25 protein-coding genes are annotated in these 25660 nt (G+C 69.8%); 10 read left to right on the top strand and 15 right to left on the bottom strand.

Translation table 11 applies throughout. The annotated features are described in order from the left end of the window. Positions 1 to 19: 19 nt before the first annotated feature. Positions 20 to 790: an isocitrate lyase/PEP mutase family protein gene (locus tag FVO59_RS12425; RefSeq protein ID WP_182252917.1), complete on the bottom strand. Its 771-nt coding sequence runs from the start codon at positions 788 to 790 to the stop codon at positions 20 to 22. 79 nt (positions 791 to 869) lie between these two features. On the opposite strand from FVO59_RS12425, the gene FVO59_RS12420 reads away from it, so the two are divergent. The 5 genes from FVO59_RS12420 (at position 870) to FVO59_RS12400 (ending at position 4823) form a co-directional block, all read left to right on the top strand. Beyond that, the gene (locus tag FVO59_RS12420) at positions 870 to 2288 is read left to right on the top strand and encodes an RNB domain-containing ribonuclease (protein ID WP_182252916.1); all 1419 of its coding nucleotides are present in this window, start codon (positions 870 to 872) and stop codon (positions 2286 to 2288) included. Positions 2289 to 2348: 60 nt separating this feature from the next. Further along, positions 2349 to 3038: a nucleotidyltransferase domain-containing protein gene (locus tag FVO59_RS12415; RefSeq protein WP_182252915.1), complete on the top strand. Its 690-nt coding sequence runs from the start codon at positions 2349 to 2351 to the stop codon at positions 3036 to 3038. After that, positions 3035 to 3466: an NUDIX hydrolase gene (locus FVO59_RS12410; protein ID WP_182252914.1), complete on the top strand. Its 432-nt coding sequence runs from the start codon at positions 3035 to 3037 to the stop codon at positions 3464 to 3466. Before FVO59_RS12415 ends, FVO59_RS12410 begins: the two co-directional genes overlap by 4 nt. A 104-nt stretch (positions 3467 to 3570) precedes the next feature. Next, positions 3571 to 4479, top strand: a complete 909-nt coding sequence (locus FVO59_RS12405) for a hypothetical protein (RefSeq protein ID WP_182252913.1) — start codon at positions 3571 to 3573, stop codon at positions 4477 to 4479. Continuing rightward, positions 4476 to 4823 carry a GntR family transcriptional regulator gene (locus FVO59_RS12400; protein WP_182252912.1) on the top strand — a complete coding sequence of 116 codons (348 nt, stop codon included), beginning with the start codon at positions 4476 to 4478 and terminating at the stop codon, positions 4821 to 4823. The genes FVO59_RS12405 and FVO59_RS12400 overlap by 4 nt, the downstream gene beginning before the upstream one ends. Here the strand turns inward: FVO59_RS12400 and FVO59_RS12395 are convergent, their stop codons facing one another. The 3 genes from FVO59_RS12395 to ispG form a co-directional block, all read right to left on the bottom strand. After that, positions 4824 to 5678, bottom strand: a complete 855-nt coding sequence (locus FVO59_RS12395; protein ID WP_182252911.1) for an alanyl-tRNA editing protein — start codon at positions 5676 to 5678, stop codon at positions 4824 to 4826. Between the two features lie 29 nt (positions 5679 to 5707). Then, entirely contained in the window at positions 5708 to 6040 is a 333-nt protein-coding gene (locus FVO59_RS12390) for a nuclear transport factor 2 family protein (protein ID WP_182252910.1), read from the bottom strand. A gap of 111 nt (positions 6041 to 6151) precedes the next feature. After that, on the bottom strand, positions 6152 to 7282 hold the full coding sequence (gene ispG / locus FVO59_RS12385; protein ID WP_182256791.1) for a flavodoxin-dependent (E)-4-hydroxy-3-methylbut-2-enyl-diphosphate synthase: 1131 nt from the start codon (positions 7280 to 7282) through the stop codon (positions 6152 to 6154). A 79-nt stretch (positions 7283 to 7361) separates the two neighbouring features. Between ispG and FVO59_RS12380 the strand changes: the two genes are divergently transcribed. After that, entirely contained in the window at positions 7362 to 7988 is a 627-nt protein-coding gene (locus tag FVO59_RS12380) for a pyroglutamyl-peptidase I (protein ID WP_182252909.1), read from the top strand. 247 nt (positions 7989 to 8235) lie between these two features. Then, the gene (locus FVO59_RS12375) at positions 8236 to 10116 is read left to right on the top strand and encodes a chorismate-binding protein (protein WP_182252908.1); all 1881 of its coding nucleotides are present in this window, start codon (positions 8236 to 8238) and stop codon (positions 10114 to 10116) included. 16 nt (positions 10117 to 10132) lie between these two features. Here FVO59_RS12375 and FVO59_RS12370 read toward each other — a convergent pair whose 3' ends face one another. Both FVO59_RS12370 and FVO59_RS12365 read right to left on the bottom strand, forming a co-directional pair. Continuing rightward, positions 10133 to 11230, bottom strand: coding sequence for a hypothetical protein (locus FVO59_RS12370; protein WP_182252907.1), 1098 nt, complete (start codon positions 11228 to 11230; stop codon positions 10133 to 10135). Positions 11231 to 11266: 36 nt separating this feature from the next. Continuing rightward, positions 11267 to 12580, bottom strand: coding sequence for a M50 family metallopeptidase (locus tag FVO59_RS12365; protein ID WP_182252906.1), 1314 nt, complete (start codon positions 12578 to 12580; stop codon positions 11267 to 11269). 87 nt (positions 12581 to 12667) lie between these two features. On the opposite strand from FVO59_RS12365, the gene FVO59_RS12360 reads away from it, so the two are divergent. After that, positions 12668 to 14278, top strand: a complete 1611-nt coding sequence (locus tag FVO59_RS12360; protein ID WP_182252905.1) for a Mur ligase family protein — start codon at positions 12668 to 12670, stop codon at positions 14276 to 14278. A 57-nt stretch (positions 14279 to 14335) separates the two neighbouring features. Here FVO59_RS12360 and dxr read toward each other — a convergent pair whose 3' ends face one another. Continuing rightward, positions 14336 to 15418 (bottom strand): 1-deoxy-D-xylulose-5-phosphate reductoisomerase, encoded by a 1083-nt coding sequence (dxr, locus tag FVO59_RS12355; protein ID WP_182252904.1) that lies wholly within the window; start codon positions 15416 to 15418, stop codon positions 14336 to 14338. Positions 15419 to 15479: 61 nt separating this feature from the next. Beyond that, positions 15480 to 16403, bottom strand: coding sequence for an FKBP-type peptidyl-prolyl cis-trans isomerase (locus FVO59_RS12350; protein ID WP_182252903.1), 924 nt, complete (start codon positions 16401 to 16403; stop codon positions 15480 to 15482). A 149-nt stretch (positions 16404 to 16552) separates the two neighbouring features. On the opposite strand from FVO59_RS12350, the gene FVO59_RS12345 reads away from it, so the two are divergent. Then, positions 16553 to 17341, top strand: coding sequence for a lysophospholipid acyltransferase family protein (locus tag FVO59_RS12345; protein ID WP_259363216.1), 789 nt, complete (start codon positions 16553 to 16555; stop codon positions 17339 to 17341). A gap of 12 nt (positions 17342 to 17353) precedes the next feature. Here the strand turns inward: FVO59_RS12345 and FVO59_RS12340 are convergent, their stop codons facing one another. Continuing rightward, positions 17354 to 17842 carry an OsmC family protein gene (locus FVO59_RS12340; RefSeq protein WP_182252902.1) on the bottom strand — a complete coding sequence of 163 codons (489 nt, stop codon included), beginning with the start codon at positions 17840 to 17842 and terminating at the stop codon, positions 17354 to 17356. A 40-nt stretch (positions 17843 to 17882) separates the two neighbouring features. Here FVO59_RS12340 and FVO59_RS12335 point away from each other — a divergent pair, with 40 nt between their 5' ends. After that, a complete protein-coding gene (locus FVO59_RS12335; RefSeq protein WP_182252901.1) occupies positions 17883 to 18878 on the top strand; it encodes an asparaginase in 996 nt (331 codons plus the stop codon). A gap of 12 nt (positions 18879 to 18890) precedes the next feature. Here FVO59_RS12335 and FVO59_RS12330 read toward each other — a convergent pair whose 3' ends face one another. From FVO59_RS12330 to FVO59_RS12305, 6 genes are all read right to left on the bottom strand, one after another. After that, entirely contained in the window at positions 18891 to 21593 is a 2703-nt protein-coding gene (locus FVO59_RS12330) for an FtsK/SpoIIIE domain-containing protein (protein WP_182252900.1), read from the bottom strand. A 57-nt stretch (positions 21594 to 21650) separates the two neighbouring features. Beyond that, positions 21651 to 22502 carry a PP2C family protein-serine/threonine phosphatase gene (locus tag FVO59_RS12325; RefSeq protein ID WP_182252899.1) on the bottom strand — a complete coding sequence of 284 codons (852 nt, stop codon included), beginning with the start codon at positions 22500 to 22502 and terminating at the stop codon, positions 21651 to 21653. 72 nt (positions 22503 to 22574) lie between these two features. Beyond that, the gene (locus FVO59_RS12320) at positions 22575 to 23558 is read right to left on the bottom strand and encodes an aldo/keto reductase (RefSeq protein ID WP_182252898.1); all 984 of its coding nucleotides are present in this window, start codon (positions 23556 to 23558) and stop codon (positions 22575 to 22577) included. Between the two features lie 96 nt (positions 23559 to 23654). Continuing rightward, positions 23655 to 24449: a DUF5684 domain-containing protein gene (locus FVO59_RS12315; RefSeq protein ID WP_182252897.1), complete on the bottom strand. Its 795-nt coding sequence runs from the start codon at positions 24447 to 24449 to the stop codon at positions 23655 to 23657. A gap of 132 nt (positions 24450 to 24581) precedes the next feature. Next, positions 24582 to 25322 carry a YaaA family protein gene (locus FVO59_RS12310; protein WP_182252896.1) on the bottom strand — a complete coding sequence of 247 codons (741 nt, stop codon included), beginning with the start codon at positions 25320 to 25322 and terminating at the stop codon, positions 24582 to 24584. Positions 25323 to 25398: 76 nt separating this feature from the next. After that, the gene (locus FVO59_RS12305; protein WP_182252895.1) at positions 25399 to 25659 is read right to left on the bottom strand and encodes a F0F1 ATP synthase subunit epsilon; all 261 of its coding nucleotides are present in this window, start codon (positions 25657 to 25659) and stop codon (positions 25399 to 25401) included. Between the last annotated feature and the right edge of the window lies 1 nt (position 25660).

Below are 25660 nucleotides of genomic sequence, written 5' to 3'. Positions count from 1 at the left end.
TCACCCATACCGTCGTGCGTCAGTTCAGTGCGCGGGTGCCGTCGGGGATGACGCCGTCCGCGTAGAGATCGGTGGCGAGGTCCTGCAGAGCGGTGAGCGCGACGCGCTGCGTCGTCGGGCCGTACGAGACGCGCGAGACTCCGAGCGCCTCGTACTCGGCTGCGGTGAGGGCACCAGGCAGCCCGATGACGCTGACCTTGTTGTGCCCGATCCCCTCGACGAGGGTGCGAGTGGCGGCCGCATCCAGGATGCCGGGTACGAACACCGCGGTGGCGCCGGCGTCGAGGAAGGCACGGCCCCGCTCGACGGCATCCGCCAGCTTGTCGGCGAGCGGCTTGTCGCCGCCCCGCACGATCGCATCGGTGCGCGCGTTCAGCGCGAACGGCACGCCCTCGGCCCCGGCAGCCTTCACGATCGCCTCGACCTTCGCCACCGACGCGGCGAGCGGCGCGAGGCGGTCTTCGATGTTCGCACCGACCACGCCGACGCCGATCGCGAGCCGCGTGGTCTCCCCCGCGTCGCCGTAGCCGTCGTCGAGGTCGGCCGTGACCGGCAGGTCGACGGCGGCGGCGATGCGGCCGACGAAGTCGATCATGATGTCGCGGGGGATCTGCCCGTCGGCGTACCCGAAGGTCGCGGCGATCGAGTGGCCGGCGGTCGCGAGAGCCTTGGTCTCGGGCAGCGCGGCGACGGCCTTGGCCGAGACGACGTCCCAGATGTTGACGACGCGCAGGATCTCCGGCGCTTCGTAGAGGTCGATGAGGGTGCGGGCCTTGTCAGCGTTCGTCATGGGTTCACGCTAGCGGCCGTCCGACGGGCGGGGGCCGCTGTTACCCGAGGTTGCAGCGTCGCCTGCGTAGGGTGGGTGCATGCCTCAGCGCCGATCACACGTCTCCTCGTCCGTCGAGCAGAGCGAGCTGGCCGAGGCGCTCGCCGCGCTGAGGGCGCAGATCGAGGCACCGGTCGAGTTCCCGCCCGAGGCGATCGCCGAGGCGGAGGCCGCGAGCGCTCCGACGCCGGAGCTCGATCTGCGCGACGTGCCTTTCGTCACCCTCGATCCGCTGGGCTCGAAAGACCTCGATCAGGCGTTCCACCTCGAGCGCACCGGCTCAGGCTTTCAGGTGCGCTATGCGATCGCCGATGTGCCGGGCTTCGTGAAGGCCGGCGGTGCCCTCGACGCGCAGGCGCGTCAACGCGGACAGACCCTGTACCTCGCCGACGGGAACATCCCGCTGCATCCGCCCGTGCTGTCTGAGGGGCGAGCGTCGCTGCTCCCGGATGCCGACCGCCCGGCGCTCGTGTGGACGTTCAGCCTCGACGCCGACGGCGCGAAGACCGATTTCCGCCTCGAGCGCGCGCTGATCCGCTCACGTGCACAGCTCGACTACATCTCGGCACAGGCATCCGTCGACCGCGACGCCGACCCTCACCTCGCTCTGCTGCGAGAGATCGGAGAGCTGCGGCGAGCGCAGGAGGCCGAACGCGGGGGCGCGAGCCTCAACCTGCCCGATGAAGAGGTCGTGCTGCGCGACGACGGCAGCTATGACATCGAGCGCCGTCGTCCACTGCCCATCGAGGACTGGAACGCTCAGCTGTCGCTCATGACCGGCATGGCGGCCGCCGAGTTGATGATCGACGGGAAGATCGGCGTGCTGCGCACGATGCCTCAGCCCGATGAGCGGGCCTTCGAGCGATTCCGGCGACAGACAGAGGCGCTCGGACGGCCGTGGACCACCGGACGATACGGCGAGTACCTGCGGGCGCTCGACACAGCCGACCCTCTGACGCTGCCCGTGCTCGAAGCGGCGGCGTCGCTGTTCCGCGGCGCCGGCTACATCACCTTCGATGGGGTGCTTCCCGGCGGAGATCTCTCCCAGGCCGCCATCGGCGCGCCGTACGCCCATGCCACTGCTCCCCTTCGCAGGCTGGTCGACCGCTGGTCGCTGGCGATCTGCCTCGCGGCAGCACAGGGCGATCCGGCGCCGCAGTGGGCGCGCGACTCCCTCGCAGAGCTGCCTGCGCTCATGCAGGAGTCGGCGCAGCGCGCCTCACGACTGGACGCCGACACGATCAACCGGGTGGAGGCGGCGCTGCTGCAGCCGTTCGTCGGGCAGACGATCGACGCCACGGTGATCGAGCTGCGGGGCGAGGATCGCGCCGCTGTGCAGATCGCCGAACCGGCCGTGACAGCGACCGCACCGGTGCCGGCCGGCACGGCACCCGGCTCGACTCTGCCGCTGCGGGTCGTCGAGGTGGATGTCGCGGAGGGCACGATCGAGTTCCGGTAGGGCCGCCCGGTCGACGGGCGCCTCGGAGGCGCCGACCGCACGTTGACTACGCTGTCGAAGATGAGCTTCACCGCCGTCGCTGAGCGCTTCGTCAGCGCGAACTATCCCCGCGCCACCATCGCGGTCTTGGCCGGCAGCACCGCGCGCGGGGAGCGCACGGCCAGCAGCGACATCGACCTGCTGTTGATCGGCGACGACCTGTTCGGCGACGACCGAATCGGCGAGGCCGCGACATACTCCTTCGAAGGTGAGGTCTTCGAGGTGTTCGCCTACACCCCACAGGGCTTCGATGAGTGGGCCACGCGAGATATGGAACGCCACCGTCCTGTGATCGTGGAGATGCTCGTACGGGGCATTCCGGTGCGCCGAGATCACGGTCTGGACGCGATGCGAACGTTCTGGGCCGACCGGCTGGCTGAGGGGCCCAACCTGTCGGATGCCGAATCCCGGCTCCGCCGATACATCATCACCGATCTGCTCGATGACCTACGCGACATCGCGGATGGTCTCGAGAAGCAGGTGGTCGCCGGCCTGCTGTTCGAGCGCACGGCAGAACTCATGCTCCTGACGGCAGGGAGGTGGATCGGCACCGGCAAATGGCTTCCCCGACGCCTCCGAGAATGGGACGCCACGCGCGCAGGTGCGCTGGCGGCCGCCTTGACATCCGGGGACCACGCCGCCTTCGCCGACCAGGTGCAGGCTGAGCTCGATCGCGCCGGCGGCCGCGTCCAGGCGGGCTTCCGGCGATGACGCGGATCGTGGCGAAGGTCGTCTGCTACGTCGTGCACGAGGGGCACCTGCTGGTGTTCACCCACGACGACGTGCCGCTGACCACCGCGGGGGTGCAGGTGCCGGCCGGTTCGGTCGAGGACGGAGAGAGTCCGGCCGATGCCGCTATGCGAGAGCTGCGTGAGGAGACGGGCCTGCGGGGCGAGGTCGTGCGTCAGCTCGGCGTCGAGGACTACGACCTGGCCCCGGTACGTGACGAGATCGCGCGGCGGCACTTCTTCGAGCTGTCCGTCGAAGGCGCCGACATCACCCGCAGGTGGCCGGCCGGCGAAGACGACCCGGAGACGGGGACGGGTGCTCACTCCTGGACCTGCTGGTGGCTGCCCCTGGCTCACGCTCACGTCCTCGCAGCCGGGCTCGGCGCCCGGCTCGGTGCGCTGACCAGGTGAAACGAGCTGCGCGTCCGTGCTGAGCAGCATCCTATCCTTGATCTTGTAGCAACTCGACGATACATTTTGTGCCACAAGGGTGACTGACTTCGAAGGAGCGGCTCATGGGCAGGATGATGTTGTGGATGCTGTTGTGGGGGCCGTTCGTCCTTGCGGTCGCGATCGGGATCGTGCTTCATCTGTCCCGACGCGGATCGCGAGTGACCCAGCCGGGATCGCTGCGCCTCACCTCGGCGCTCGCGGGCGGCGTCCCCGCGCTGATCATCGGCTTGGCTCCCGCTGTGACGTCCTTCTGGATGCCGGGCCAGGGGCTGCCCTTGGAGGTTCGGGCGCTTCTGCCTCTGCTGCTGGGCATCGCCGGCGTGGCCCTGCTGACGATCCCACCGCCGCCGCGACGCGCACTCGCCGCAGCAGATCTGTCGCCCAGAGGCGTCGCAGCCTTCGTGCGACCCGTATGGCCGCTGACGATGGTGCTACTGGCTCTGACCATCACCGCGATCACGGTCGCCGCGGGCCTCGCATCCAGCCGGGACGAACTCGGCCGCTTCACGCAGTACTCCGTCAGCATCGGCACGTCGGGCACCGAGATCGGGACGGGGATCTACGGCTGGCACTACTCCGTCCCATCGGTCATCGCGATCGCCGCGCTGATCATCGCAGCCCTCACAGCCTGGGCGCTCATCGCGCGCCCCGCCTGGGCTGACGACGTCGAGCGCGATTCCGCGTTGCGGAGGCTGCGCAGCTCCCTCGTCGGGCGTGCCGTGCTCGGAGCCCTGCTGATCCACCTCTTCGTCGTTCTGCAGTCGCTGGCCTCGACTGCGTCCCTGCGGGGCAGCGCGCCGTCGTCGGAGCTGGGCACGGTCTCCGTCGGAACACCGTTCGCCGCGATGTCTCCCCTACTCGGAGGACTCGGGCAGGCTGCTCTGATCGCCGGGCTGGCACTGTGGATCCTGCTCGCGCTCAGCGCCCTCCCGATGCGCACCAGACGGCACTCCGCGCTGGCCGCAGCATGAGGATCGAGATCACCGAGCAGGGCGCTCCTCCTGCTGAGCAGGTGTACGGCCAGCTGCGGGGTCTCATCACGTCGGGCCAGCTCGCCGCCGATGAACGGCTGCCGTCAGTCAGGCGACTGGCATCAGATCTCGGCATCGCCGCCGGCACCGTGGCCAAGGCCTACCGGCACCTGGAGTCGGACGGGCTGGTCGTCTCGCGCACGGGCGCAGGCACACGGGTGAGCAGATCCGCCACGCCCGTGTCGCAGAACGTGGCCCGTGCGGCCAGAGCCCTCGCGTCCGCCGCCAGGAGGGAAGGGCTGAGCGCGGAGGATGCCGTGCGCATCCTCCGCGCCGTGTGGTGATCAGGCCGCCACGGCGGTCGTCGTCATGACCAGCAGCTGCGGATCGCTGAGGTCGAGCGCGACGGTGATCGACGCGAACTCGGCGAGCGAACGCACATGGGTGCCGCCGCAGAGGAAGGCGACCTCACCCTCGGGCAGCGCACAGCGCCAGGTACGGCGGTCGATGATGCTCGGCCCGTCGACGTCGATGCGGCTCTCCCCCGCCGATCCCACCCAGTCCGCGAGCAGCTCGTTGATCCGAGCCTCGCGTTCGCCGATCGACGCCGCGAAACCCTCGGAGTCGAACCCGGCCCTGCGAAGGCTCTTGCCGAGCCGGTACTCGTCGACGCTGCCGTCGGGACGGATCCGGCTCGACTGATTGGCCCTGCCCTCGAAGTCGGGGTTGCCGAGCGGATCGTTGCCGATCTCCTTGCGCCACAGATCGGCGAGCGCTGCATCGAGCGCGAGCGAGGCCAGGTGGCATGCGGTGTGCCCCCGGCTCAGCGACGCACGGAGATCGGCGTCGACCTCGAGCGTGACTCGTGCGCCGACCGCGATGTCGGCCGGGATGACCCCGTCGGTACGATGACCGACCATCCACGTCCACCCCTCGCCGCCGCGCTTCACCGGGATGTCAGAGCCGACGGCCAGCACCCCCTCGTCGCTGATCGCCACCATGACCGCCTCGGTCACTCGCACACGCGCATCGCCGACCGTGATGACGCCCGTATCGCCGGGCTGATCCGGCCAGGTGTGGTCGACCGGATGGAACGGCGTCGCGTCGACGACCACTACGGATGCTCGCTGATCGACGAGAACCACCTCGCCCTCTCCCACGAGAGTGCCGGCGGGGAACGAGATGAGCGTCGACTGCATGGGCTCAACGCTACGCGACCCCGTGGCGATCAGTGGTTCGGCGGAATGGTGAAGCTCGCCAGACGGTCGCCGTCGATGACGAAGATGCCGTCGGATTCCCCGTTGAAGACGCTGCTGCGCCAGCCGAATCGAATGCGGGTGGTGTCTCCGTCGCTCTGCGCCGAGAGCACCGTCATGCGGGCACCGGCGCCGATCGCGTCGCTGTCAGCCCATGATCGGATGCCGGAAGCCCCGGACTTGACCGTGCCCCAGTCGCTGACGAAGCCGTTCTCGGTGAACGACGCGACGAAGGCGTCGGTGTCGGCATCGTTGATCGCATCGACCATACGCTGCACCTGTGCGGGAACGGAGTGTGCCGTCATCGTCGTCTCCTCATCTCTCTCGTCGCGCGCCCGATCGGCGCTCGGAGCGGTCAGGCTACCGCGCTCCACCCCCGTCATCCAGGGGTGTCGCCAGGGAGGGGTCCGGCCGGCTCAGCCGGTGACGACCTGGGCGGTGCCCACCGGTGCATCGGAACCCATCTCCGCGGCGATGCGGTTGGCCTCCTCGATGAGGGTGGCCACGATGTCGGCCTCCGGCACGGTCTTGATGACCTCGCCCTTCACGAAGATCTGCCCCTTGCCGTTGCCCGATGCGACGCCGAGATCGGCCTCCCGCGCCTCGCCCGGACCGTTCACGACGCAGCCCATGACGGCCACGCGCAGCGGCACGGTCATGTCCTTGAGACCTTCGGTGACGTCCTCGGCGAGCGTGTAGACATCGACCTGCGCGCGACCGCACGACGGGCACGAGACGATCTCGAGCTTGCGCTCACGCAGGTTGAGGGACTGGAGGATCTGGTGACCGACCTTGACCTCCTCGGCCGGAGGAGCCGACAGCGATACGCGGATGGTGTCGCCGATGCCCTCGCCAAGCAGGATTCCGAAGGCCGTGGCGCTCTTGATGGTGCCCTGGAAGGCCGGGCCCGCCTCGGTGACCCCGAGGTGCAGCGGCCAGTCGCCGCGCTCGGCGAGCTGACGGTACGCCTTCACCATGACGACCGGGTCGTTGTGCTTGACCGAGATCTTGAAGTCGTGGAAGTCGTGCTCCTCGAACAGCGACGCCTCCCACACCGCGCTCTCGACGAGCGCCTCGGGGGTCGCCTTGCCATACTTCTCGAGCAGGCGGCGGTCGAGGGAGCCCGCATTGACGCCGATGCGCAACGACACATTCGCGGCCTGGGCCGCCTTCGCGATCGCGCCCACCTGATCGTCGAACTTGCGGATGTTGCCCGGGTTCACGCGCACCGCCGCGCAGCCCGCGTCGATCGCCTGGAAGACGTACTTGGGCTGGAAGTGGATGTCGGCGATCACGGGGATCTGGCTCTTCGCCGCGATGATGTGCAGCACATCCGCGTCGTCCTGCGAGGGGACAGCGACGCGGACGATCTCGCATCCGGATGCCGTGAGCTCGGCGATCTGCTGGAGCGTGCCGTTGATGTCGCTGGTCTTCGTCGTCGTCATGGACTGCACGCTGACCGGGGCGTCGCCTCCGACGAGCACCTTGCCGACCCGGATCTGACGGGACTTTCGACGCGGGGCGAGGACTTCGGGGACGCGCGGCATCCCAAGATTCACTGCAGGCACGACTCAAGGCTACCGCCGCGTGATCGACGTCGGCTGGATGTCCGTAGGCTCATCTCCTGTGCGCACCATCATCGTCACCGGGTTCGAGCCGTTCGGCGGCGACGCCCGCAACCCCTCCGCCGATGCCGTCGCAGCCGTCTCGGCGGGGTACGACGGCCCGCATCGACTGGTGAGTGCGACGCTGCCGGTGTCATTCGCCGGCGCCGCACGGGCATTGCGCGCGCTGATCGCGGATCACCATCCCGATGCGGTCATCGCCACCGGACTGGCGGGCGGCAGCGACAGTGTCGCCATCGAGAGGGTCGGCATCAATCTGATGGATGCGAGGATCCCCGACAACGACGGAGCACAGCCGATCGATCAGCCGTGCGAACCGGCGGGACCTGCGGCACGTTTCGCGACGATCCCCGTCAAGCGCATAGTCGCAGCCCTCACGGGTGAGGGGATCCCTGCTCGGGTCTCACTGACCGCCGGCACGTACGTGTGCAACCACGTGCTCTACACAGCGCTCGCGGCCGTTCCTGTTGACGTGCCGGCCGGGTTCGTGCATCTGCCCTGGTCTGTCTCGACCGTGCCCGCCGGCGCACCGAGCCTTCCGGATGAGATGCTCGCGCGCGCTGTGCGCCGATGCGTCGACCTGGTCTTCGAGCAGGAGAAGGCGATGCGGGGCGGCACCATCTGGTGATCCACGTCGCCTGTGCGGCATTCGCTGATCAGCCTCGCCCCGCGGACCGCGGGTGAGTGTTCGGTGGCGGCCCGCACCGTCACGCGCGCGAGCGCGACACCTCCGATGTGCTACTTTCGCCATATGTCCGCGACCCGCACCTGGTGGCCCGCCTCCTAGGCGGTGATTCGCGTACCCACGAGATCAGACCGCCTTCCGGGGCGGTTTTTTCTTGTCCGCACCGGAATCCCCGACCGAGGAGACACCGATGACCGCAGTTCCGCTCGCCCGGCTGGCCGAGCTCACGGCCGATCACGACGCATCATTCGTGCTGATCGCGCGCGAGGGCGGCATCGACCTGCTCACCGGCGACGTGCTCGACGTCGACCGGCTCGCCGACATCCCGCTCGACGACTCGCGCGGCGCTCGCGAGGTCTTCGCGATGGTTCCCTACCGACAGGTGCACGAGCGCGGCTTCGAGGCGCAGGACGACGGCACTCCGCTTCGCTGCCTGCTCGTCAGCGAGCACGAGCACCTCGACAGGGGCGAGCTGATCTCCGCGCTCCCCGGTGCGCCGATCACCCTCGCCGATGGCGGGTTCGACATCTCCGACGCCGAGTACGCCGAGATCGTCGAACGGGTGATCGCCGACGAGATCGGGCGCGGCGAAGGCGCGAACTTCGTGATCCGGCGCGACTACCGGGCCGGCTACGACGCCGACGACCGCACCGCCGCGCTCACGTGGTTCCGTGCACTGCTCGAGCACGAACGCGGCGCCTACTGGACCTTCGCAGTGATCACTCCCGGCCAGATCGCCGTGGGCGCGAGTCCCGAGGCGCACGTCGTCGCACGCGACGGCGTCGTCACCATGAATCCCATCTCCGGCACCTTCCGCCACCCGGCGGGCGGGGCGACACGTGAATCGCTGACCGAGTTCCTCTCCTCCACCAAGGAGACCGAGGAGCTCTTCATGGTCGTCGACGAGGAGCTCAAGATGATGAGCCAGGTCTGCTCGGACGGTGGCCGCATCACGGGCCCGCACCTGAAGGAGATGTCGCGCCTGACGCACACCGAGTACATGCTGCGCGGACGCAGCAGACTCGACCCGCGCGACATCCTCCGCGAGACGATGTTCGCCCCCACTGTCACAGGCTCCCCGATGCAGAACGCGTGCGCCGTGATCCGCCGACACGAGCAGTCGCCACGGGGCTACTACTCCGGTGTCGCCGCACTGTTCACCCCGAACGCCGACGGTGGCCACGACCTCGACGCGCCCATCCTGATCCGCACCGTGTACCTCGACGGCGGACGCCTGCGAGTGCCCGTCGGCGCCACGCTCGTCCGTCACTCCGACCCGCAGGGAGAGGTCAGTGAGACCCATGGCAAGGCTGCAGGGGTGCTCGGCGCGATCGGCGCGATCGAGCGCGACAGCGCAGCCGAGGCGCGCGACGACGATGCGCCCGGCGAGGCGCGGCTCGCCGACGACCCCGAGATCGCCGCACTCCTGGCATCGCGCAACACGCGCCTCGCCGACTTCTGGATGCAGCCCCAGGACGTGCATCCCGGTGGCCGCTTCTCCGGGCGGAGCGCCCTGGTCGTCGATGCCGAGGACCGCTTCACGACGATGCTCGCCCATCAGCTGCGCCACCTCGGCCTCGACGTGCAGATCTCGGCGTGGGATGCCGTGACGGACGCCGAGATCGACGCCGCCGACCTCGTGGTGTCCGGCCCCGGCCCCGGCGATCCCCGCGACGGCGCGTCCGCGCGCATCGCACGCATGCAGCAGGTCGTGTCGCGTCGTCGGCACGCCGGCGCGCCGCTGCTCGCGGTCTGCCTCAGCCACCAGATCCTGTCCGACGGTCTCGGTATCGACCTGGTGCCGCTCGATGCACCGCATCAGGGCGTGCAGAAGACCGTCCCGGTGTTCGAGCACGAGGCATCGATCGGGTTCTACAACACCTTCACCGCTCGCGTCGCCCCCGGCACGACGAGGGTGCGGGATGCCGAGGTCTCGGCGGATGCCGGCACCGGAGACGTCTACGCGCTGCGCGGCGAGCGCTTCGCCTCGGTGCAGGGGCACCTGGAGTCGATCCTGTCCCGCGACGGTCTCGAGACGCTCGAGCGCCTCACCGCGCACGCCCTGGCCTGAGTGACGCCGATCGGCGTCACTCCAGATCGGGCCAGCGGCGGGCGCTGTAGCCGTTCCCGGTGGAACCGGCGAGGCCCGCGAGCTCGGTGGTGACCGGAGCATCGCCCGACTGCCACCAGGTTGCGCTCAGCACGTCGATGCGCAGCGGCATGTCACCATCCGTCACCAGCCGCAGCGCCGTGCCGTCGGCACGTCTCGCCTCTATCCTCAATGGCGCGTCGGTGACGGTGCCGATTTCCCAACCTGTGGCATCGAGCACCTCCGCGATGCCCTTCGGATCCACGCGCAGGTCGCCGGCCGCGACGTGCGAGAAGCCGACGCGGAAGCGATACGAGGGGTAGCCGGGACCCCGCTCGTCCAGAGCCTCGACCCGCACCTCGTCTGCGCTCCAGCGCTCGGTCGCGAGCTCGGCACGCAGTGCGGACACCGCACGCTGAAGCGCCTCGTAGCGAGTCTGTGCGAGGGCGATCTGCTCGTCCGCCGATCGCGATGAGACCTTGTTCGCAGCCTCCCCCGCGGCGTCGATGCGCAGCCCGCTCGCCCCGACGCCGAGCAGGCCCAGGAGAACCAGAACAGCCGGGACTGCGACGATGCTCAACGCACCCATCCGGTCCACGGCCCTCGTGCGCACCGACCGGAGGGGACCGGTCGCCACCATCATCAGGCCGATCCACGATGCGATGCCGACCACCGTGGAGGCGATGAGGACCCACGCGGCGAACACACCGCCCATCGAATCGCCGATCGCGAGCTGCAGCAGAGACGGGAAACCTGCCCGCGTCGACGAATCGAACTGCTCATCCGGCATGGCCAGGGCGATCCCCACCCAGCTCCACCACTGGATCATCAGCAGCCCCGCACCGAGGCTCGGCGTTGCTGTCACCCCCGAGCGTCGCAGCGTGAACCGCGGAATCGATGACAGCAGTGCGGCGGCAGGAACGAGCAGTGGCGAGCCCAGCACGACCAGGAATGCGGTCACCAGACGCTCGTCCGCGGTGCGCCAGGCGCAGAACAGCACGAAGCCGATGGGCAGCAGCCAGTTCATCCACGGCCAGAGCCGCCAGGTCACCCTGCGAAGCGCAGATGTCGAGTGCGCGAGCGGCGATCGGTCCATGCCCTCACGCTAGGGCGCACGGCTGAACGACCTGTGTCAGCCCAGCAGGTTCATCGGCTTGACGAGGTCGGCGATGATGAGCAGCGCCCCCATGCCGATCAGCAGCACCGCGACCACGACGGTCACAGGCACGAGCCTGGTGGCATCCACGGGCTTCGGTGCCGGGCGGCCGGTGAGCTTCGCCCACAGCCGCTTCACGCCCTCCCAGAGCGCGACGACGATGTGTCCGCCGTCGAGCGGCAGCAGCGGGATGAGATTGAACACGAACAGGGCGATGTTCAGCGCCGCCAGCAGGTTCATGAGCACGACCAGGCGGTTCAGCACCGGGGCGTCCGTCGCCGCGACCTCGCCCGCGAGGCGGCCGACGCCGACGACGCTGAGCGGCCCGTTCGGGTCGCGTTCCGAGCCCGTGACCAGCGAGACCCCGACATCCCACAGCTTGACCGGCAGGTTGACGACCAGCGACGCCACAGAAGCGGTCTGCTGCAGTGCGAGCTCGGTTCCGGTGCCGATCGGCTGCGGCGCGTACTCGTACTGCGAGAAGATGCCCGCATAGCCGACGGTGTGCGTGACGGGTTCGCCCTCGTCGTCGAGCACCGGGCGTCCCTCGGCATCCACCTGTCCGCGCTCGGCCGCCACCGGCGTGAGCGACAGGTCGACCTCCTCGCCGTCGCGCTCGACGACGATGTCGAGCGGCTCGCCCGGAGAGCGCTGGATGATCGCGGATGCCTCGGCGAACGTCTGCACCCGTTCTCCGCCGACGCTCACGAGGATGTCACCCGCCCGGACCCCGGCCTCGGCGGCCGGCGCGACAGGGTCGCCCTCGGCGCAGATCTGCTGCGTGGTGCCGGCAGGCAGCACGCATTCGGTCACCGCGCTGACCGTCGTGCTCGCCTGCTGGATGCCGATTCCGGATGCCATGATCGTGAAGATCGCGATCGCGAGCAGGAAGTTCATCGCGGGCCCGCCGAGCATGACGATCACGCGCTTCCAGACCGGAAGGCGGTAGAAGACTCGGTCCTCCTCGCCCTCTGCGATCGTCTCGTCGTTGGCGGTTCGAGCATCCTGAACGAGGGACGCGAACACACCGCGAGCCGGGGAGTTCTTCGCCGAGGGCGGGTACATGCCGGACATCGAGATGAATCCGCCCAGCGGCAGCGCCTTGAAACCGTACTCGGTCTCGCCTATGCGCTTGGACCACAGCCGGGGCCCGAATCCGATCATGTACTGCCCGACGCGCACCCCGAAGAGCTTCGCGGGCACCAGATGGCCGACCTCGTGCAGTCCGATCGACAGGCCGAGGCCGATCAGCATGAACACGACGCCGCCCAGGTAAAGCAGGATCTCCACCCGTCCACGCTAGTGCCAGCGCTGTGGAATCCCCTGGACCCTCGGCACGCAGGGCACGACCGGTCCGCGTGAGATCATGGTGGGGATATGACCACGACATCTCTGCCCCCCGTGCTCCGCCCCGCCGACCCACCCCGTCGCGCGCTGACCGAGCTGGCCGAACGCTTCTCCCGAGACGTCCGGGGTGACATCGCAGGCGTGCAGCTGAGCGGCATAACCCTCGCCACCGCCGACCTGCGCGCGGGCGAGGCCTTCGTCGCCATCCAGGGCGTGAACCGGCACGGCGCGGAATTCGCGCAGACGGCGGCCGAGCAGGGCGCCGTGGCGGTCATCACCGATGAGGCCGGGGCCGAGATCGCCGCGGCGGCGGGGCTTCCGATCATCGTCGTCGACGACCCGCGGGGCGTGCTCGGCGCACTCAGCGCCTGGGTGTACGGCACCGGCGCCGGAGACCCGCTGCCTCGGCTGTTCGGCACCACCGGCACCAACGGCAAGACCAGCGTGTCGCACCTCCTGCAGGGCCTTCTCGACCAGCTCGGCGTCGTGTCGGGGCTGTCGTCGACGGCTGAGCGCCACATCGCCGGCGAGGTGATCGTGTCGAGGCTGACCACCCCCGAGGCATCCGAGATGCATGCGCTGCTCGCGCTCATGCGCGAGCGCGAGGTCGAGGCGGTCGCCGTCGAGGTCAGCGCACAGGCGCTTTCGCGCCATCGTGTCGACGGCATCATGTTCGACGTCGCCGGATTCACGAACCTCTCGCACGACCACCTCGACGACTATGCGGACATGGAGGAGTACTTCGAGGCGAAGCTCCCCCTGTTCACCCCTGAGCGCTCGCGTCGAGGCGTGGTGAGCCTCGATTCGGCATCCGGCGCCGTCGTGGTCGAACGCGCGAGCGTCCCCGTCGTCACCGTCGGCACGCCGGCGATCGCCGCCGACGCCGATGCCGCCGCCCGCGCCGACTGGGTCGTGACCATCGACGACGAACGCCCGAGCGGCACCGCCTTCACCCTCACCGGCCGGGATGGACGCACTCTCTCCTCCGTGGTGCCCGTGATCGGGCCGCACATGGCGGCGAACGCGGGGCTCGCGATCGTGATGCTGCTCGAGGGCGGGTACAGCTGGCAGCGCATCGCCGAAGCGCTCGAACGTGACGGGCACATCGTCGCGCACCTGCCCGGCCGCACCCAGTTCGTCTCGGGCGAGAGGGGGCCCGCCGTCTACGTCGACTTCGGGCACTCCCCCGACGCGTTCGAGAAGACTCTCGCGGCGGTGCGTCGTGTGACACCGGGCAAGGTGCTCATGCTGTTCGGCGCCGACGGCGACAGGGATGCCACCAAGCGCTTCGACATGGCCCGTACGGCGGTCGAGGGCAGCGACATCCTCGTGGTCACCGACCACCACCCCCGCTTCGAGGATCCGGCGTCGATCCGCGCCACCCTGGTCGAGGGCGCCCGCCGTGCCCGTCCTGATGCCGAGATCCACGAGGTGTCGCCTCCGGAGGACGCAATCGTGACGGCTGTCGGGCTGGTCGGAGACGGGGATGCCATCCTCTGGGCAGGACCGGGACACCAGGACTACCGCGACATCCGCGGCGTCCGCACGCCGTACTCCGCGCGCGAGCTCGCCCGCCGGGCGCTCATCGACGCCGGATGGCCGGCACCGGAGTCGCACTGGCCTGTGCCCTACGCCGACTGAGGCGCGTACGACGACGAGGACTGCCCCGTAGCCGTGCCGCTGGTCTGACGACGACGATCAGGATGCGGCGATCAGCGCATCGGCCTTCGACCGCGCCCACCTCTCGGCCTCGGCGAGCGCCTCGATCGTGAGCTTCTCGGGAGCGTCGTGCGCGTCGATGACGCGCTCGACGGTGTCGACGATGCCGAGGAAGGGGAGCCGACCATCGTGGAACGCGTGCACGGCCTGCTCGTTCGCGGCGTTGTACACCGCGGGGAACGTGCTGCCGGCGCGCCCGACGGCCTTCGCGAGGGCGACCGCCGGGAACGCCCCGTCATCGAGGGGCTCGAAGGTCCAGCTCGTGGCGCTGCGCCAGTCGAGGGGGCGCCCCACGCCGCCCACGCGGTGCGGCCAGTCCAGCCCGAGCGAGATCGGCAGCCGCATGTCGGGGGGCGATGCCTGTGCGATGGTGGATCCGTCGACGAACTCGACCATGGAGTGCACGATCGACTGGGGATGCACGACCACCTCGATGTCGTCGTACGGCACGTCGAACAGCAGGTGAGCCTCGATGACCTCCAGCCCCTTGTTGACGAGGGTTGCCGAATTGGTGGTCACCATCCGCCCCATGTCCCACGTCGGGTGAGCGAGCGCCTCGGCCGGGGTGACGTCGGCGAGTTCGGCTCGGGTGCGACCGCGGAAAGGCCCTCCGGAAGCCGTGACGACCAGGCGGCTGACCTCTGCGCGCGTGCCTGCGCGCAGAGCCTGCGCCAGCGCGGAGTGCTCGGAGTCGACCGGCACGATCTGGTCGGGAGCGGCAACCGCACGCACCAGCTCACCGCCGACGATCAGGGACTCCTTGTTGGCGAGTGCGAGAGTGCGACCCGCCTGCAGCGTCGCGAGGGTCGAACCGAGACCGATGGAGCCGGTGATGGCATTGAGCACGACGTCGGCCTCGACGTCGCGCACCAGCTGCTCGGCCTCTTCTGCGCCGAGTGCGGTGTGCTCGACCTGGAATTGCGCGGCCTGCTCGGCGACGAGCTCGGAGTTGCTGCCCGCTGCGATGCCGACGAGCTCGAACCGGCGGGGGTTGCCGCGGATCACGTCCAGCGCCTGGGTGCCGATGGAGCCGGTGGAGCCGAGGACGATGACGCGACGCATGTCGCCAGCCTATGCGAGAGGGCGGCGACCCCGTCGGATCGCCGCCCTCTCGTTCAGCCGATCACTGCGCGGCGGGTGCGTGCTGCGTGGCGAGGATGTCGATGACGAAGACGAGCGTCTGACCGCCGAGCTCGTGGCCCTCCGGGTCCTCGCCGTAGGCGAGCTCCGGCGGGATGACGACGAGCACCTGCGAGCCGACCTTCTGCCCGGCGAGCGCCTGCACGAAGCCGGGGACATAGGTGTTTCCGGGCGCTGCGTACGGCGCACCATTCGACCAGGAGGAGTCGAAGCTCTCGCCCGACTTCCAGTCGACGCCGTAGTACTGCAGCAGCGTGGTGTCGCCATCGGCGACCGCCGGTCCGTCGCCCTGCTTGAGCACCGAGATCTGGAGCTCCTTCGGCGCATCCCCGGTGGGGACGTTGACGTCGGGCTCGCCGTTCTCGGCGAGCTTGACGGTGGGCATGCCGTCGACCGGCTCCTGCTTCTCGCCCCATGCGGCGGTGGGGACCTTGTCGAGCACGTCGATGATGTACAGCTGCGAATCGGCGCCGTCCGTGGCAGGCAGGGCGAAGGCGACGCGCGTGCCGACCGTGGCGCAGCCGATGGCCTCGGCGAGCGCCTGGTTCGCGAGGGCGTTCTGCGGCAGCAGTTCTCCCTCGGTATAGCCGAGATCGCCGAGGTGATCGCCGGTCTTCGCATCGAAGGCGCTCATCGCATAGGAGATGTAGTCGCCCTCTCCGACCTTGTCGCCGTCGCCTTCGGTGACCACGGTGCGCTGCACGTCCTCCACCTTCTGCTCCTTGGCGACGGTGATCTTCGCAGGGGTGCCGAACTCCCCGCTGACGTCGACGCTGTCGGTGAGCGCGCCGGGTTCAGCGGCCTGAGCGCACAGATCGGCGCTGTCGGTCGGCTTCGACGACTCCGACAGCTTCTGCGAGCCGGAGCAGCCGGTGAGCAGGAGCGCGGCGACGGCCACGGTGGACACAAGGGTGAGGGGGCGCAGGCGCAAGATGAGACCTCGGATTCGCTGAGCGGGAGCTTCCATCCTGGTGCATGCGGCTTTGCCGGGGCTGAGTGCCGACACATCACGTCGTCATTCCCTTCTCGGCATGCGCCGAAAGATAAGCTCTTCCGGTGAGTGCTGAGCAGTCGGTTCCCCCTGTCGATCCCGAGTCCGGGCTGCCGGAGCACTCGTCGCCGCGTCGAGCAGGGTTCAAGTACAAGCTCGGCCGGATGATCGCCGCTCCTCTGGCCCGCGTCGTCTACCGCCCGCGCATCGAAGGACGCGAGAACGTGCCGCTCACCGGCGCGGTGATCCTCGCCAGCAACCACCTGTCGTTCATCGACTCGATGGCGATCCCGGTGGCCGCTCCGCGGCCCGTGCACTTTCTGGCGAAGTCGAGCTATTTCGAGGGCACCGGTTTCAAGGGGGCGCTCTCTCGCCAGTTCTTCACCTCGGTCGGAGCGATCCCGGTGCGCCGCGGTGCCGGCCAGGCAGCCCTCGACGCCCTCGACCAGCAGCGCCAGCTGCTGGAGGAGGACCTCGCCGTCGCCCTCTACCCCGAGGGCACGCGCTCGACCGACGGCCGCCTCTACAAGGGACGCACCGGCGTCGCCTTCCTCGCCCTGCAGACCGGCGCGCCGGTCGTGCCTGTCGGCCTCATCGGCACCGACAAGGTGATGCCCGTGGGCGCGAAGATGCCCTCGATCAGCGAGCGTGTGACGGTGCGCTTCGGCACGCCGATCGACGTCTCGAAGCACGGTCCGGCTACGAGCGGAAAGGCCCGCCGTCTGGCCACCGACGAGATAATGTCCGCGATCCACGCTCTGAGCGGTCAGGAGCTCGCCGGCGTGTACAACGAACCCCCCGCGCAGACTCCGATCGAGAAGATCAAGCAGGCGCTCCCCCACGAGCGCCGCTGACGTCGGACGGGCTCAGTCGCCCTCGAGTGCGACGGAGACCGTCGCTTCGTGGCGCACCGGGAAGTTCACCGAGTTCGCGATGAAGCACCACTCGTTGGCGGTGCGGTGCGCCTCCCGGGCGGCATCGAGCATCGACTCTTCGGCGACCACGACCCGGGGACGAAGAGTCACCTCGACGAAGGCGCCGCCTCCCCTGCCGTCCTCGCGCATCACACCGGTGGCTTCGTCGCGGTACTCGCTCACCACCACGCCGGCGCTGACGCAGGCGTGCAGGTAGGAGAGCAGATGGCACTCCGACAGCGCGGCGAGGAGCAGGTCCTCGGGGTTCCATCGGGTCGGATCTCCTCGGAACGGCTTGTCGGATGACGCCAGCAGGTCGGGCTTGCCGTTAATGCCGATCGTGACGTCTCTCGCATAGTCGCGGTATCCGCTCGTGCCGGTGCCTCGGTTTCCCGTCCAGGTGGTGGTGAGCGCGTAGTGGTGTTCGCCGAGGGGAGCCATAGCGCCAGTCTGCCACCGCGCGGCGCATTAGGCTTGTCTGGTGCTCGAGACTCTCACCATCGCTGACGCTGTCGAACTCGCGATCGTGGAGCGCAACGGCTTCGTGGAGTCCCGCCATGCGGGGGCCGCAGTCGTGCTCTCCTCCGAGGGGGAGGTCGTCGCACAGCACGGCAACGCCGAGGCGCTGATCCTGCCGCGCTCCAGCCTGAAGCCTCTTCAGGCGATCGCCAGCGTGACTGCCGGTGCCGCGCTCGAGGGCGAGCAGCTCGGGCTGGGCACGGCGAGCCACAGCGGCACCGACCGGCACGTCGAGGTCGTGCGCGAGATGCTCACCGCAGGCGGACTCAACGAGGACGACCTGGGATGTCCGGTCGCCTGGCCGTCCGACGCCACCGCGCGCCGCGACATGATCCGCGATCACGCCGACAAGGCCCGCGTGCGGATGAACTGCTCGGGCAAGCACGCACTGATGCTTCGCGCCTGCGTCGCGACCGGCTGGCCGACAGAGGGCTACCTCGACCCGACGCATCCCCTTCAGGTGCACATCCGCGAGGTCGTCGAGCGCCTCGCCGGCGAGAAGATCGCCCATACCGCCATCGACGGCTGCGGAGCGCCGGTGCACGCCATCACGCTGCTCGGCCTCGCCCGGGCGATCCACCGCATCGGCTCGGCGTCCGAGCGCTCGCCTTTCGCTCTTCACCGCGTCGCCGGCGCGCTGGTGCGCGCCGTGCGCGAGAATCCCTGGACCATCGCCGGTCCCGGCGAGCCCGACACGATCGCCATCGAGACTCTCGGCGTCTTCGCCAAGCACGGTGCCGAGGGCGTGATGGTGATGGCCGCACCTGACGGCACGACCGTGGCCCTCAAGATGCTCGATGGCAGCAGCCGTGCATCCGCCATCGTCGCGGCCACGCTGCTCGCGCGCACCGGCGCGCTGGGCGAGGCGGATGTCGCGGCACTCGCCTCGGCGCTCCCGCTGGATGTGCTCGGAGGCGGCCAGCCGGTCGGCGCGATCCGTCCCGGTTCCGGTATCTGACGCGCCCGCGACTCATCTCAGCAGCACCCTTCGGGGACGTCCACCCGCCTCGACGGCCCATGCCCTGTCTTCGTGCGGCCGCGCGAACGGCGGAGTCTCCCGCACACCGGCGAGCTGGCGCAGCTCCGCCTGGCACTCGGCGGAGACGACGAGTTCGCCGCTGCTGCGGATGCTCTGCAGCACGGCCCAGTGCGAGCGCCACTCCTCGGGGTCTGCGACGACCACCAGCGGCTCGCCGCCGATGTCCGGACCGGTCACGCCGCTCAGCTCCGCGAGCATGATCACCCGGCAGTCCGGGAGGGCGGCCGAGAGCGCGCGCCGCGTGGCCTCGGACGCCGCCGTCACCACCCCCGAGCGCGCGCGCCGCGGGCGCCAGCCGTCTATGGCTCTCGGTCCTACTGGCGTGGATGCGAGCGCATCCGTCCAGCACAGCTGCACATCGCGGCCGTCGAACCATCCGCGTCCGGGGAGCCGGTGCGGATCGAAGGTGCCGGAGTCGCCGCCTGCGGCGATGTGCTCGACTCGGCTGCTCAGCCGCAGCAGCACTCGACGCGGCAGCGCGTCGAGCAGTCGGCCGACCGGACCGGACGCCCGCGACGAGGTGATCACCGCACCCTCCGGAGCGCGGATGATCGTCTCCCACCGGCTGAGGAACAGCTGCGCCTGCTCTGGCGGGTACTGGGCCAGCAGCAGGTCGAGATCATCGCACAGCACCATCCCGTGCCGTCCGGTGACCAGTTCGGCGACCGCGTCCCACGCCTCCTCCGCGTCGGACGGGATCACCACCGCATCGGGCACCTGGCTTCGAAGCACGCCGATCAGCGTGCTCTTGCCCGCCCCGGCTCCCCCGATCACCGCGAGCCCCTCGCCCGCCGCGAGGCGCACCCACGGCTGGCTCTGGCTCTGCGGCTCGTCGGCCCTGCCGAGCACGACCCCGCCGTCACTCGGATCGGCCTGTGCCGGGAGATCGATCAGGGCGGGCAGGGGCGGAAGCCACGGGCTGTCTTGACCCGCGGAACCGGCCCATCGCCGCGCCGTCGCCGCGAGGTCGGATGGTGACGTGAGGGCGACGCGCATCACCTGCGGCTCTGCGTCCTCGGGGCGCCGGACGTACGCGAGGCCACGCGATTCGGCACCACCAGGCAGAGCCGCTGCGGCATCCGTCCCGATCACGAGACGGCTGTCGGCGGACTCCGCGACGCGCAGGCTGAGCCGCAGTGGACAGTTCGCCGCCAGGGCCTCCCTGATGACCCCGCCCGCGCGCTGCGTGCCGAGCACGAGGTGCATACCCAGCGCCCGACCGCGAGCCGCGACATCCGTGAAGATCTGCGCCAGGTCGGGGTGCTCCCTGACCAGCGCGGCGAACTCGTCGACCACGATCACCAGGCGCACCAGCGACGGGCACTCGGCGACGTCGCGCGCGCCGGCCGCGGCGAGCAGGGCCTCCCGTCGCCGAAGCTCGGCGGTGAGGCTGCCGACGCCCCGCCGCGCACCGAGGGCGTCGAGGTCGGTCACCACCGCGACGACGTGCGGCAGCACCCTGAGCGGGTCGAAGGCGGTGCCGCCCTTGAAGTCGATCAGCACGAACGCCACCTCCTCCGGCGAATGCGCTGCCGCGATCCCCGCCACCCAGCTGATCAGCAGCTCGCTCTTGCCCGTGCCCGTCATCCCGGTGACGATCGCGTGGGGCCCGTCGTCGACGAGGTCGACCAGCACCTCGCCGTGCTCCCTGCGGCCCAGGCACGCCGCGAGTCTGCCGTCGCCGCCCTGCACCTGCTCGAGGTCGGCGAGCGCCACAGCATCCGGCACCTCGTCGGCGTCCTCGGCCCGTGCGGCCGCGTCAGCCGCGATCACCGCCGTCTGCCGTGCAGACAGCCCCTCCAGCGACAGGACCGACATCCCCTCGGGTGTGCGCGCGGTCGCCTGGCGCGGCTCGATGCAGTCCAGCACGGTCGTGACGCCTTCCGGCGGCTCGTCGCCTGGCATCCGGATGCAGAAGACTGCATCGGCCGGTTCCGATCCGTCACCGAGCCGCAGTCGGAAGCGCGCTCGGCGCCGAGACGCATGCGGGAACCCCGAGAGACCCCAGGCCTGGACCCCGCTGCCGTGTAGGCTCAGCTCCGTCGGACCGAACCGAAGGCACAGCTGGGTGACGAGCGCTCTGATGACGGCCGCTGCCACGGGCTGCGCCGTGCGGACGCACACCCCTCCCCCGAGTTCGACGACGATCGGCGCATCGGTGAGGCGCTCGGCGCGCTCGCGGAAGGCACGCGACCTGGCATCGTCACCGCCGGACGCCCGGATGCGGCTCCGGCGATCGCCGCGGCCGATCACGAGCTCGGTGCTCGCGCTCAGTGGTGTGCGTCCGCGCAGCGGCGGGTCGAGCAGGCAGCCGGCCGCGTCCGGTGAGCGGTGCCGCAGATCGCGCTGCTCACGGTCATGCAGACGGACCAGTTCGTCCTCCGCGTGCTGCCAGGCCGCATCGGAGTCGTGCTCCGAGCTGCGCCTTGCTCTGCGTCGTGCGCGCAGTCCGTCGAGGAAGGAGGCGAGCAGCATGAGCGGGCCCAGGGCGGCGAAGCACAGGGCGAAGAGCGATCCGGTGATCAGCCAGAGCACGACCCCCGCGATGACGGGGACGATCGCCGCCAGCAGTGGAAGAGGAGGACGCGCCGGCTCGGCTGCAGCGGCGGGGAGGACGATGGTCGTGGCATCCATCCGCCCATCTCAGCGCATCCGGCACGCGGGAACGGACCTGTCCACAGGCCCTGGGGATCAGTCCTGGGTCGTGCCGTCTGTGGAGGAGGACTGCTCGTCGTCTGCGGGCTCGTCGTCTGCGGGCTCGTCGGCGGGATCCTCCGATGCGCCGGTGTAGCGCACGTTCAGCACGATCAGCGTGACGTTGTCGCGTCCGCCGTTCTCGAGCGCCGCGTCGACCATGGCGCTGACCGCGTCGGCGGGCTCGTCGTTCTCTCGCAGGAAGTGCAGGATCCCGTAGTCGGTCAGCTCCTTGGTGAGGCCATCGGAGCAGATGATGAACCGGTCTCCATCGACCACGTCGATCGCGACGTAGTCGGGCGAGACCAGTTCGTTCGCGCCGACCGCGCGGGTGATCACGTTGCTGTACGGGTGCGCATCCGCCTCTTCGGGGCTGATCTTGCCCGAGGCGATGAGCTCCTGCACGACCGAATGATCCGTGGTGACCTGGATGAGCCGCCCGTCGCGCTCCAGGTAGACCCGGGAATCGCCGATGTTCAGCGAGATCCAGCGCCAGCTGCCGTCTTCGCCCCGATCGAGGTAGACGCCGGTCAGGGTGGTGCCGGTGCCCTCATCGGTCGTGTCTGGATGCCGGTGGATGTCGTCGACGGCCAGCTGCAGCGCAGCGATGATCCGCTCGTCGTCGATCCGCCCCGCGTCGACCATGTCGGAGAGCCGGTCGACCGTCGCCTGGCTCGCGATCTCGCCCCCGGCGTGCCCGCCCATGCCGTCGGCGACGATGAACAGCGGATACTTCGCGAGGAAGGAGTCCTGGTTGTTCTCGCGGCGCCGACCGCGGTCGGTCACGCCTGCCCAGGTGAGCTCCAGCTCATCGCTGACGCGGAACGTCTGCGTCGTGGTCTCAGGCACGTGGGCTCTCCGTCGGGCGGTTCGGCGGCGCGGGGGCCGCGGTATTCATCTTCATCGTACTGGTGCCGACACTCACATCCGGTCGGCGGGGTCGTCGATCAGGGGGAACAGCGCGTCGATCTCGGCGAGGTCCGCAGCGGTCGGCGTCCATGCATCGGCCGCGGCGGCGTTCGCCTCGACCTGGGAGGGGCTGGTCGCGCCGGCGATCACGCTCGACACCCCCGGCTGCGCCAGAAGCCAGCCGAACGTCGCCTGCAGCATGGTGATGGAGCGCTGATCGCAGAACTCCTGGTACCGCTCGAGCGCGTCCCACGGCGCATCCGCCCAGATGTGCCGACGCGTGTCCATGATCCGGCTGCCTTCAGGTCCTCCCTCGCGGGTGAACTTGCCGGTGAGCAGACCGTTCTTCAGCGGGAAGAACGGGAAGAAGCCCAGGCCATAGCGGTTCACGGCAGGAAGCACCTCTCGCTCGGAGGCGCGCGCGAGAAGGGAGTAGTGGTTCTGCGCGGAGATGAAGCGCCCCGTCGAGCGGGCGCGGGCCGTGAACTCCGCCTCCGCGATCTGCCACCCTGTGAAGTTCGAGTGTCCGTAGTAGCGGATCTTGCCCTCGTCGACGAGCTCGTCGAGCGCATCGATCGTCTCGGCGATCGGCGTCGTGGTGTCCGGCAGGTGAAGCTGGTACAGATCGATCCAGTCGGTTCGCAACCTGCGCAGCGACTGCTCCACGGCATGACGGACATATCGGCGCGATCCGCGTCCGGCCGGGAAGTCATAGCCCATGTCGCGATCGTGTCCGAACTTGGTGGCGAGCACGACCCGATCCCGGCGTCCCTCGAGCACCTCGCCCATGAGCTCCTCGCTGCGACCGGCCTCGGCGCCGTACATGTCGGCGGTGTCGAAGAAGAACACTCCGTTCGCGAGCGCCGCGTCGATCACCGCGCGGGTGCCTTCGAGCGTTTCGGTGGCGGTGCCTGCGCGTCCGAAGTTGTTGCAGCCGAGACCGGCGGCGGATACGACGAGTCCGGATGCGCCGACGCGACGCTGCGAGGTAGCCATGCCTCCACACTATCGGGGCGCCGGGCCGGGGTCGCGCACGCGGCATCGGAGGCAGAAGAGGCCCCGACATCGTCGGGGGCCTCTTCTGCGCTCAGCTCACGCGGGCGGCTGGGTCGGATCGTTCGGCGCGGCCGGCGGCGCAGGCGGTGCGGGCGGAGTCGCCGGAGGCGCTGCCGGCGGGGCGGGAGGCGCCGGCGGGGTGGCCGGAGGAGGCACCGGGGCACCGGGGGCAGGCGGAACCGGGGCGCCCGGGTTCTGCGGTGCGCCGTAACCGGGCTGCGCCGGCGGGGCGTAGCCAGGCTGCGCCGGCGGGGCGTAGCCCTGCGGTGCGGGCGGCTGGTAGCCCTGCGGCGCACCGTATCCGCCGGCGGGGGCGACGTTCTGCCCCGCCTGCACGGGGATGCCGTCCCACACGGTGTTGTCGCCGAGGAAGCCGTTGCCTGCCCACGGAGCAGGCGCGATGCTGGAGTTCCAGCGCGAGCGGTCGAATGCGACGATGCCCATCCAGACGATGTTGAGCAGCACGAACAGGATGACCCACGCCGCTTCCTTCTGCAGCTTGAGGCCCACGCGCCAGCCCGCCATCGCGAAGAGCGCGGTGAACGCGAGCCCGACGATACCGCCGAGACCGACGAACGAGAGGACGATGGTCGCACCCAGCGTGTACAGCACGAGCCACGGGCTCATGTCGCCGAGCTTGAAGAAGATCATCTCGCGGTAGATGGGAACCCATGCCCGCCACTTGCCCACCGCGCCGGCCTTCTCGAAGATCTTCATCATGAAGATCGACGAGACGACGTAGTAGATCGGTCCGATGATGAAGAACACGATGCCCAGAAGGGCGAACATCGCGGCGAGGGCCTCGTAGCCCCCGTAGTCGCCATAGTCCATGAGTGATCCACTTCCCTCGTTGAGAGGAAGCGGTGCCGCTCCCCCGTGCGAATCTCGCGCACCGGTCATGCTAGCGAAGCGGCCGCACCGCGGGCAACGGAGCGCGCCGTGCGCGGCGATGAGAGATCGACGTCAGCCGTCGACGACGAGCTCCAGCACACCGGCATCGTCTGCCTCTCGCAGCCGGATGCCGTTCCCCGACGCCCACGCGATGAGCGATCGCGCGGTGCGGCCCCGCGGGCGTGTCGTCGCGAGCGCGCGCACGAACTCACCCTTGGCCTTCTTGTTGAAGTGATTGAGCGCCCGTCCGGACTCGGTGACCACGCGCACATACGCCGACGGGACGATGCCGGCGACGGGGCCGAGCGCGACGTACGACTCGCTGCGGAGGTCGAGCACGAAACCGGCACCGCTCAGCGCCATAGATGTCGCCTCGGCCCAGTGCCGACGAAGAGGCCGGATGCCGGGAAGCGACGTCCCCGCAGCCAGCCGGTACAGGGGGATCTCGTCGAGTGCGCCGATCGGCCCGAAGGGCGCCGAGTGGATCAGCACGTGCTCGCCGAGCCAGCGTCGAGCCGTCCGATCGAGAGACGCCGCGTCGAGGGCGTCGTAGAGCACGCCGGTATAGCGGTCGATCGCGGCCATCGTGGGCGCCGTGCGGAGCATCCGGTTGTGCTCGACATCGCCCGCCTGACGCTCGCTGAGCTTGAGCACGCGACGCGCCTCGTCGACGTCGGAGCTGAGCTCGACGAGGGCCTCGACGAGCTCGACGCGCTTCCCGGTGAGCGACGGCAGCTCGAGGGTCTCGAAGCGCAGCGGGCCGCCGGAGCCGCCCTGGCGCTTCGTCTCGGACGGGGGCAGAAGGATCTTCATGGGCTCCACACAGACGAAGCGTCCGCCCCGGCGCGTGCAGAGCACGATCCGGGGCGGACGCCGGGTTGTCTTGCTGTCAGGCGATCAACGCGGCGTTGCCTGCCACGATCGTCAGGGTGTCGCCCTCCATCGAGAGGAACCCATCCTGCGCGTTCGCGAGCACCTTGCTGCCGTCCGTCTGAGTGATGCGGACCTCGCCCTGGGCGAGGATGGCCAGCACCGGCTCATGACCGGACATGATGCCGATCTCGCCCTCGACGGTCTTGGCGACGACGAGCGACGCCTCTCCCGTCCAGACCTCCGCGTCAGCGGAGACGAGGCTCACGTGCAGCGCCATG

This window comes from Microbacterium esteraromaticum (assembly GCF_014084045.1).
Taxonomy (GTDB): Bacteria; Actinomycetota; Actinomycetes; order Actinomycetales; family Microbacteriaceae; genus Microbacterium; species Microbacterium esteraromaticum_D.
This window is presented reverse-complemented; position numbering and strand designations above follow the sequence as displayed.

Coding starts and splice junctions, on each gene's coding strand:
- FVO59_RS12315 (WP_182252897.1), bottom strand. CDS start 24,449: ATGGACTATGGCGACTACGGGGGCTACGAGGCCCTCGCCGCGATGTTC.
- ispG (WP_182256791.1), bottom strand. CDS start 7,282: ATGCCGCGCGTCCCCGAAGTCCTCGCCCCGCGTCGAAAGTCCCGTCAG.
- FVO59_RS12340 (WP_182252902.1), bottom strand. CDS start 17,842: ATGGCTCCCCTCGGCGAACACCACTACGCGCTCACCACCACCTGGACG.
- FVO59_RS12305 (WP_182252895.1), bottom strand. CDS start 25,659: ATGGCGCTGCACGTGAGCCTCGTCTCCGCTGACGCGGAGGTCTGGACG.
- FVO59_RS12370 (WP_182252907.1), bottom strand. CDS start 11,230: ATGGACCGATCGCCGCTCGCGCACTCGACATCTGCGCTTCGCAGGGTG.
- dxr (WP_182252904.1), bottom strand. CDS start 15,418: ATGCGTCGCGTCATCGTCCTCGGCTCCACCGGCTCCATCGGCACCCAG.
- FVO59_RS12405 (WP_182252913.1), top strand. CDS start 3,571: ATGGGCAGGATGATGTTGTGGATGCTGTTGTGGGGGCCGTTCGTCCTT.
- FVO59_RS12320 (WP_182252898.1), bottom strand. CDS start 23,558: ATGGCTACCTCGCAGCGTCGCGTCGGCGCATCCGGACTCGTCGTATCC.
- FVO59_RS12415 (WP_182252915.1), top strand. CDS start 2,349: ATGAGCTTCACCGCCGTCGCTGAGCGCTTCGTCAGCGCGAACTATCCC.
- FVO59_RS12400 (WP_182252912.1), top strand. CDS start 4,476: ATGAGGATCGAGATCACCGAGCAGGGCGCTCCTCCTGCTGAGCAGGTG.
- FVO59_RS12330 (WP_182252900.1), bottom strand. CDS start 21,593: ATGGATGCCACGACCATCGTCCTCCCCGCCGCTGCAGCCGAGCCGGCG.
- FVO59_RS12390 (WP_182252910.1), bottom strand. CDS start 6,040: ATGACGGCACACTCCGTTCCCGCACAGGTGCAGCGTATGGTCGATGCG.
- FVO59_RS12395 (WP_182252911.1), bottom strand. CDS start 5,678: ATGCAGTCGACGCTCATCTCGTTCCCCGCCGGCACTCTCGTGGGAGAG.
- FVO59_RS12410 (WP_182252914.1), top strand. CDS start 3,035: ATGACGCGGATCGTGGCGAAGGTCGTCTGCTACGTCGTGCACGAGGGG.
- FVO59_RS12360 (WP_182252905.1), top strand. CDS start 12,668: ATGACCACGACATCTCTGCCCCCCGTGCTCCGCCCCGCCGACCCACCC.
- FVO59_RS12425 (WP_182252917.1), bottom strand. CDS start 790: ATGACGAACGCTGACAAGGCCCGCACCCTCATCGACCTCTACGAAGCG.
- FVO59_RS12310 (WP_182252896.1), bottom strand. CDS start 25,322: ATGAAGATCCTTCTGCCCCCGTCCGAGACGAAGCGCCAGGGCGGCTCC.
- FVO59_RS12375 (WP_182252908.1), top strand. CDS start 8,236: ATGACCGCAGTTCCGCTCGCCCGGCTGGCCGAGCTCACGGCCGATCAC.
- FVO59_RS12420 (WP_182252916.1), top strand. CDS start 870: ATGCCTCAGCGCCGATCACACGTCTCCTCGTCCGTCGAGCAGAGCGAG.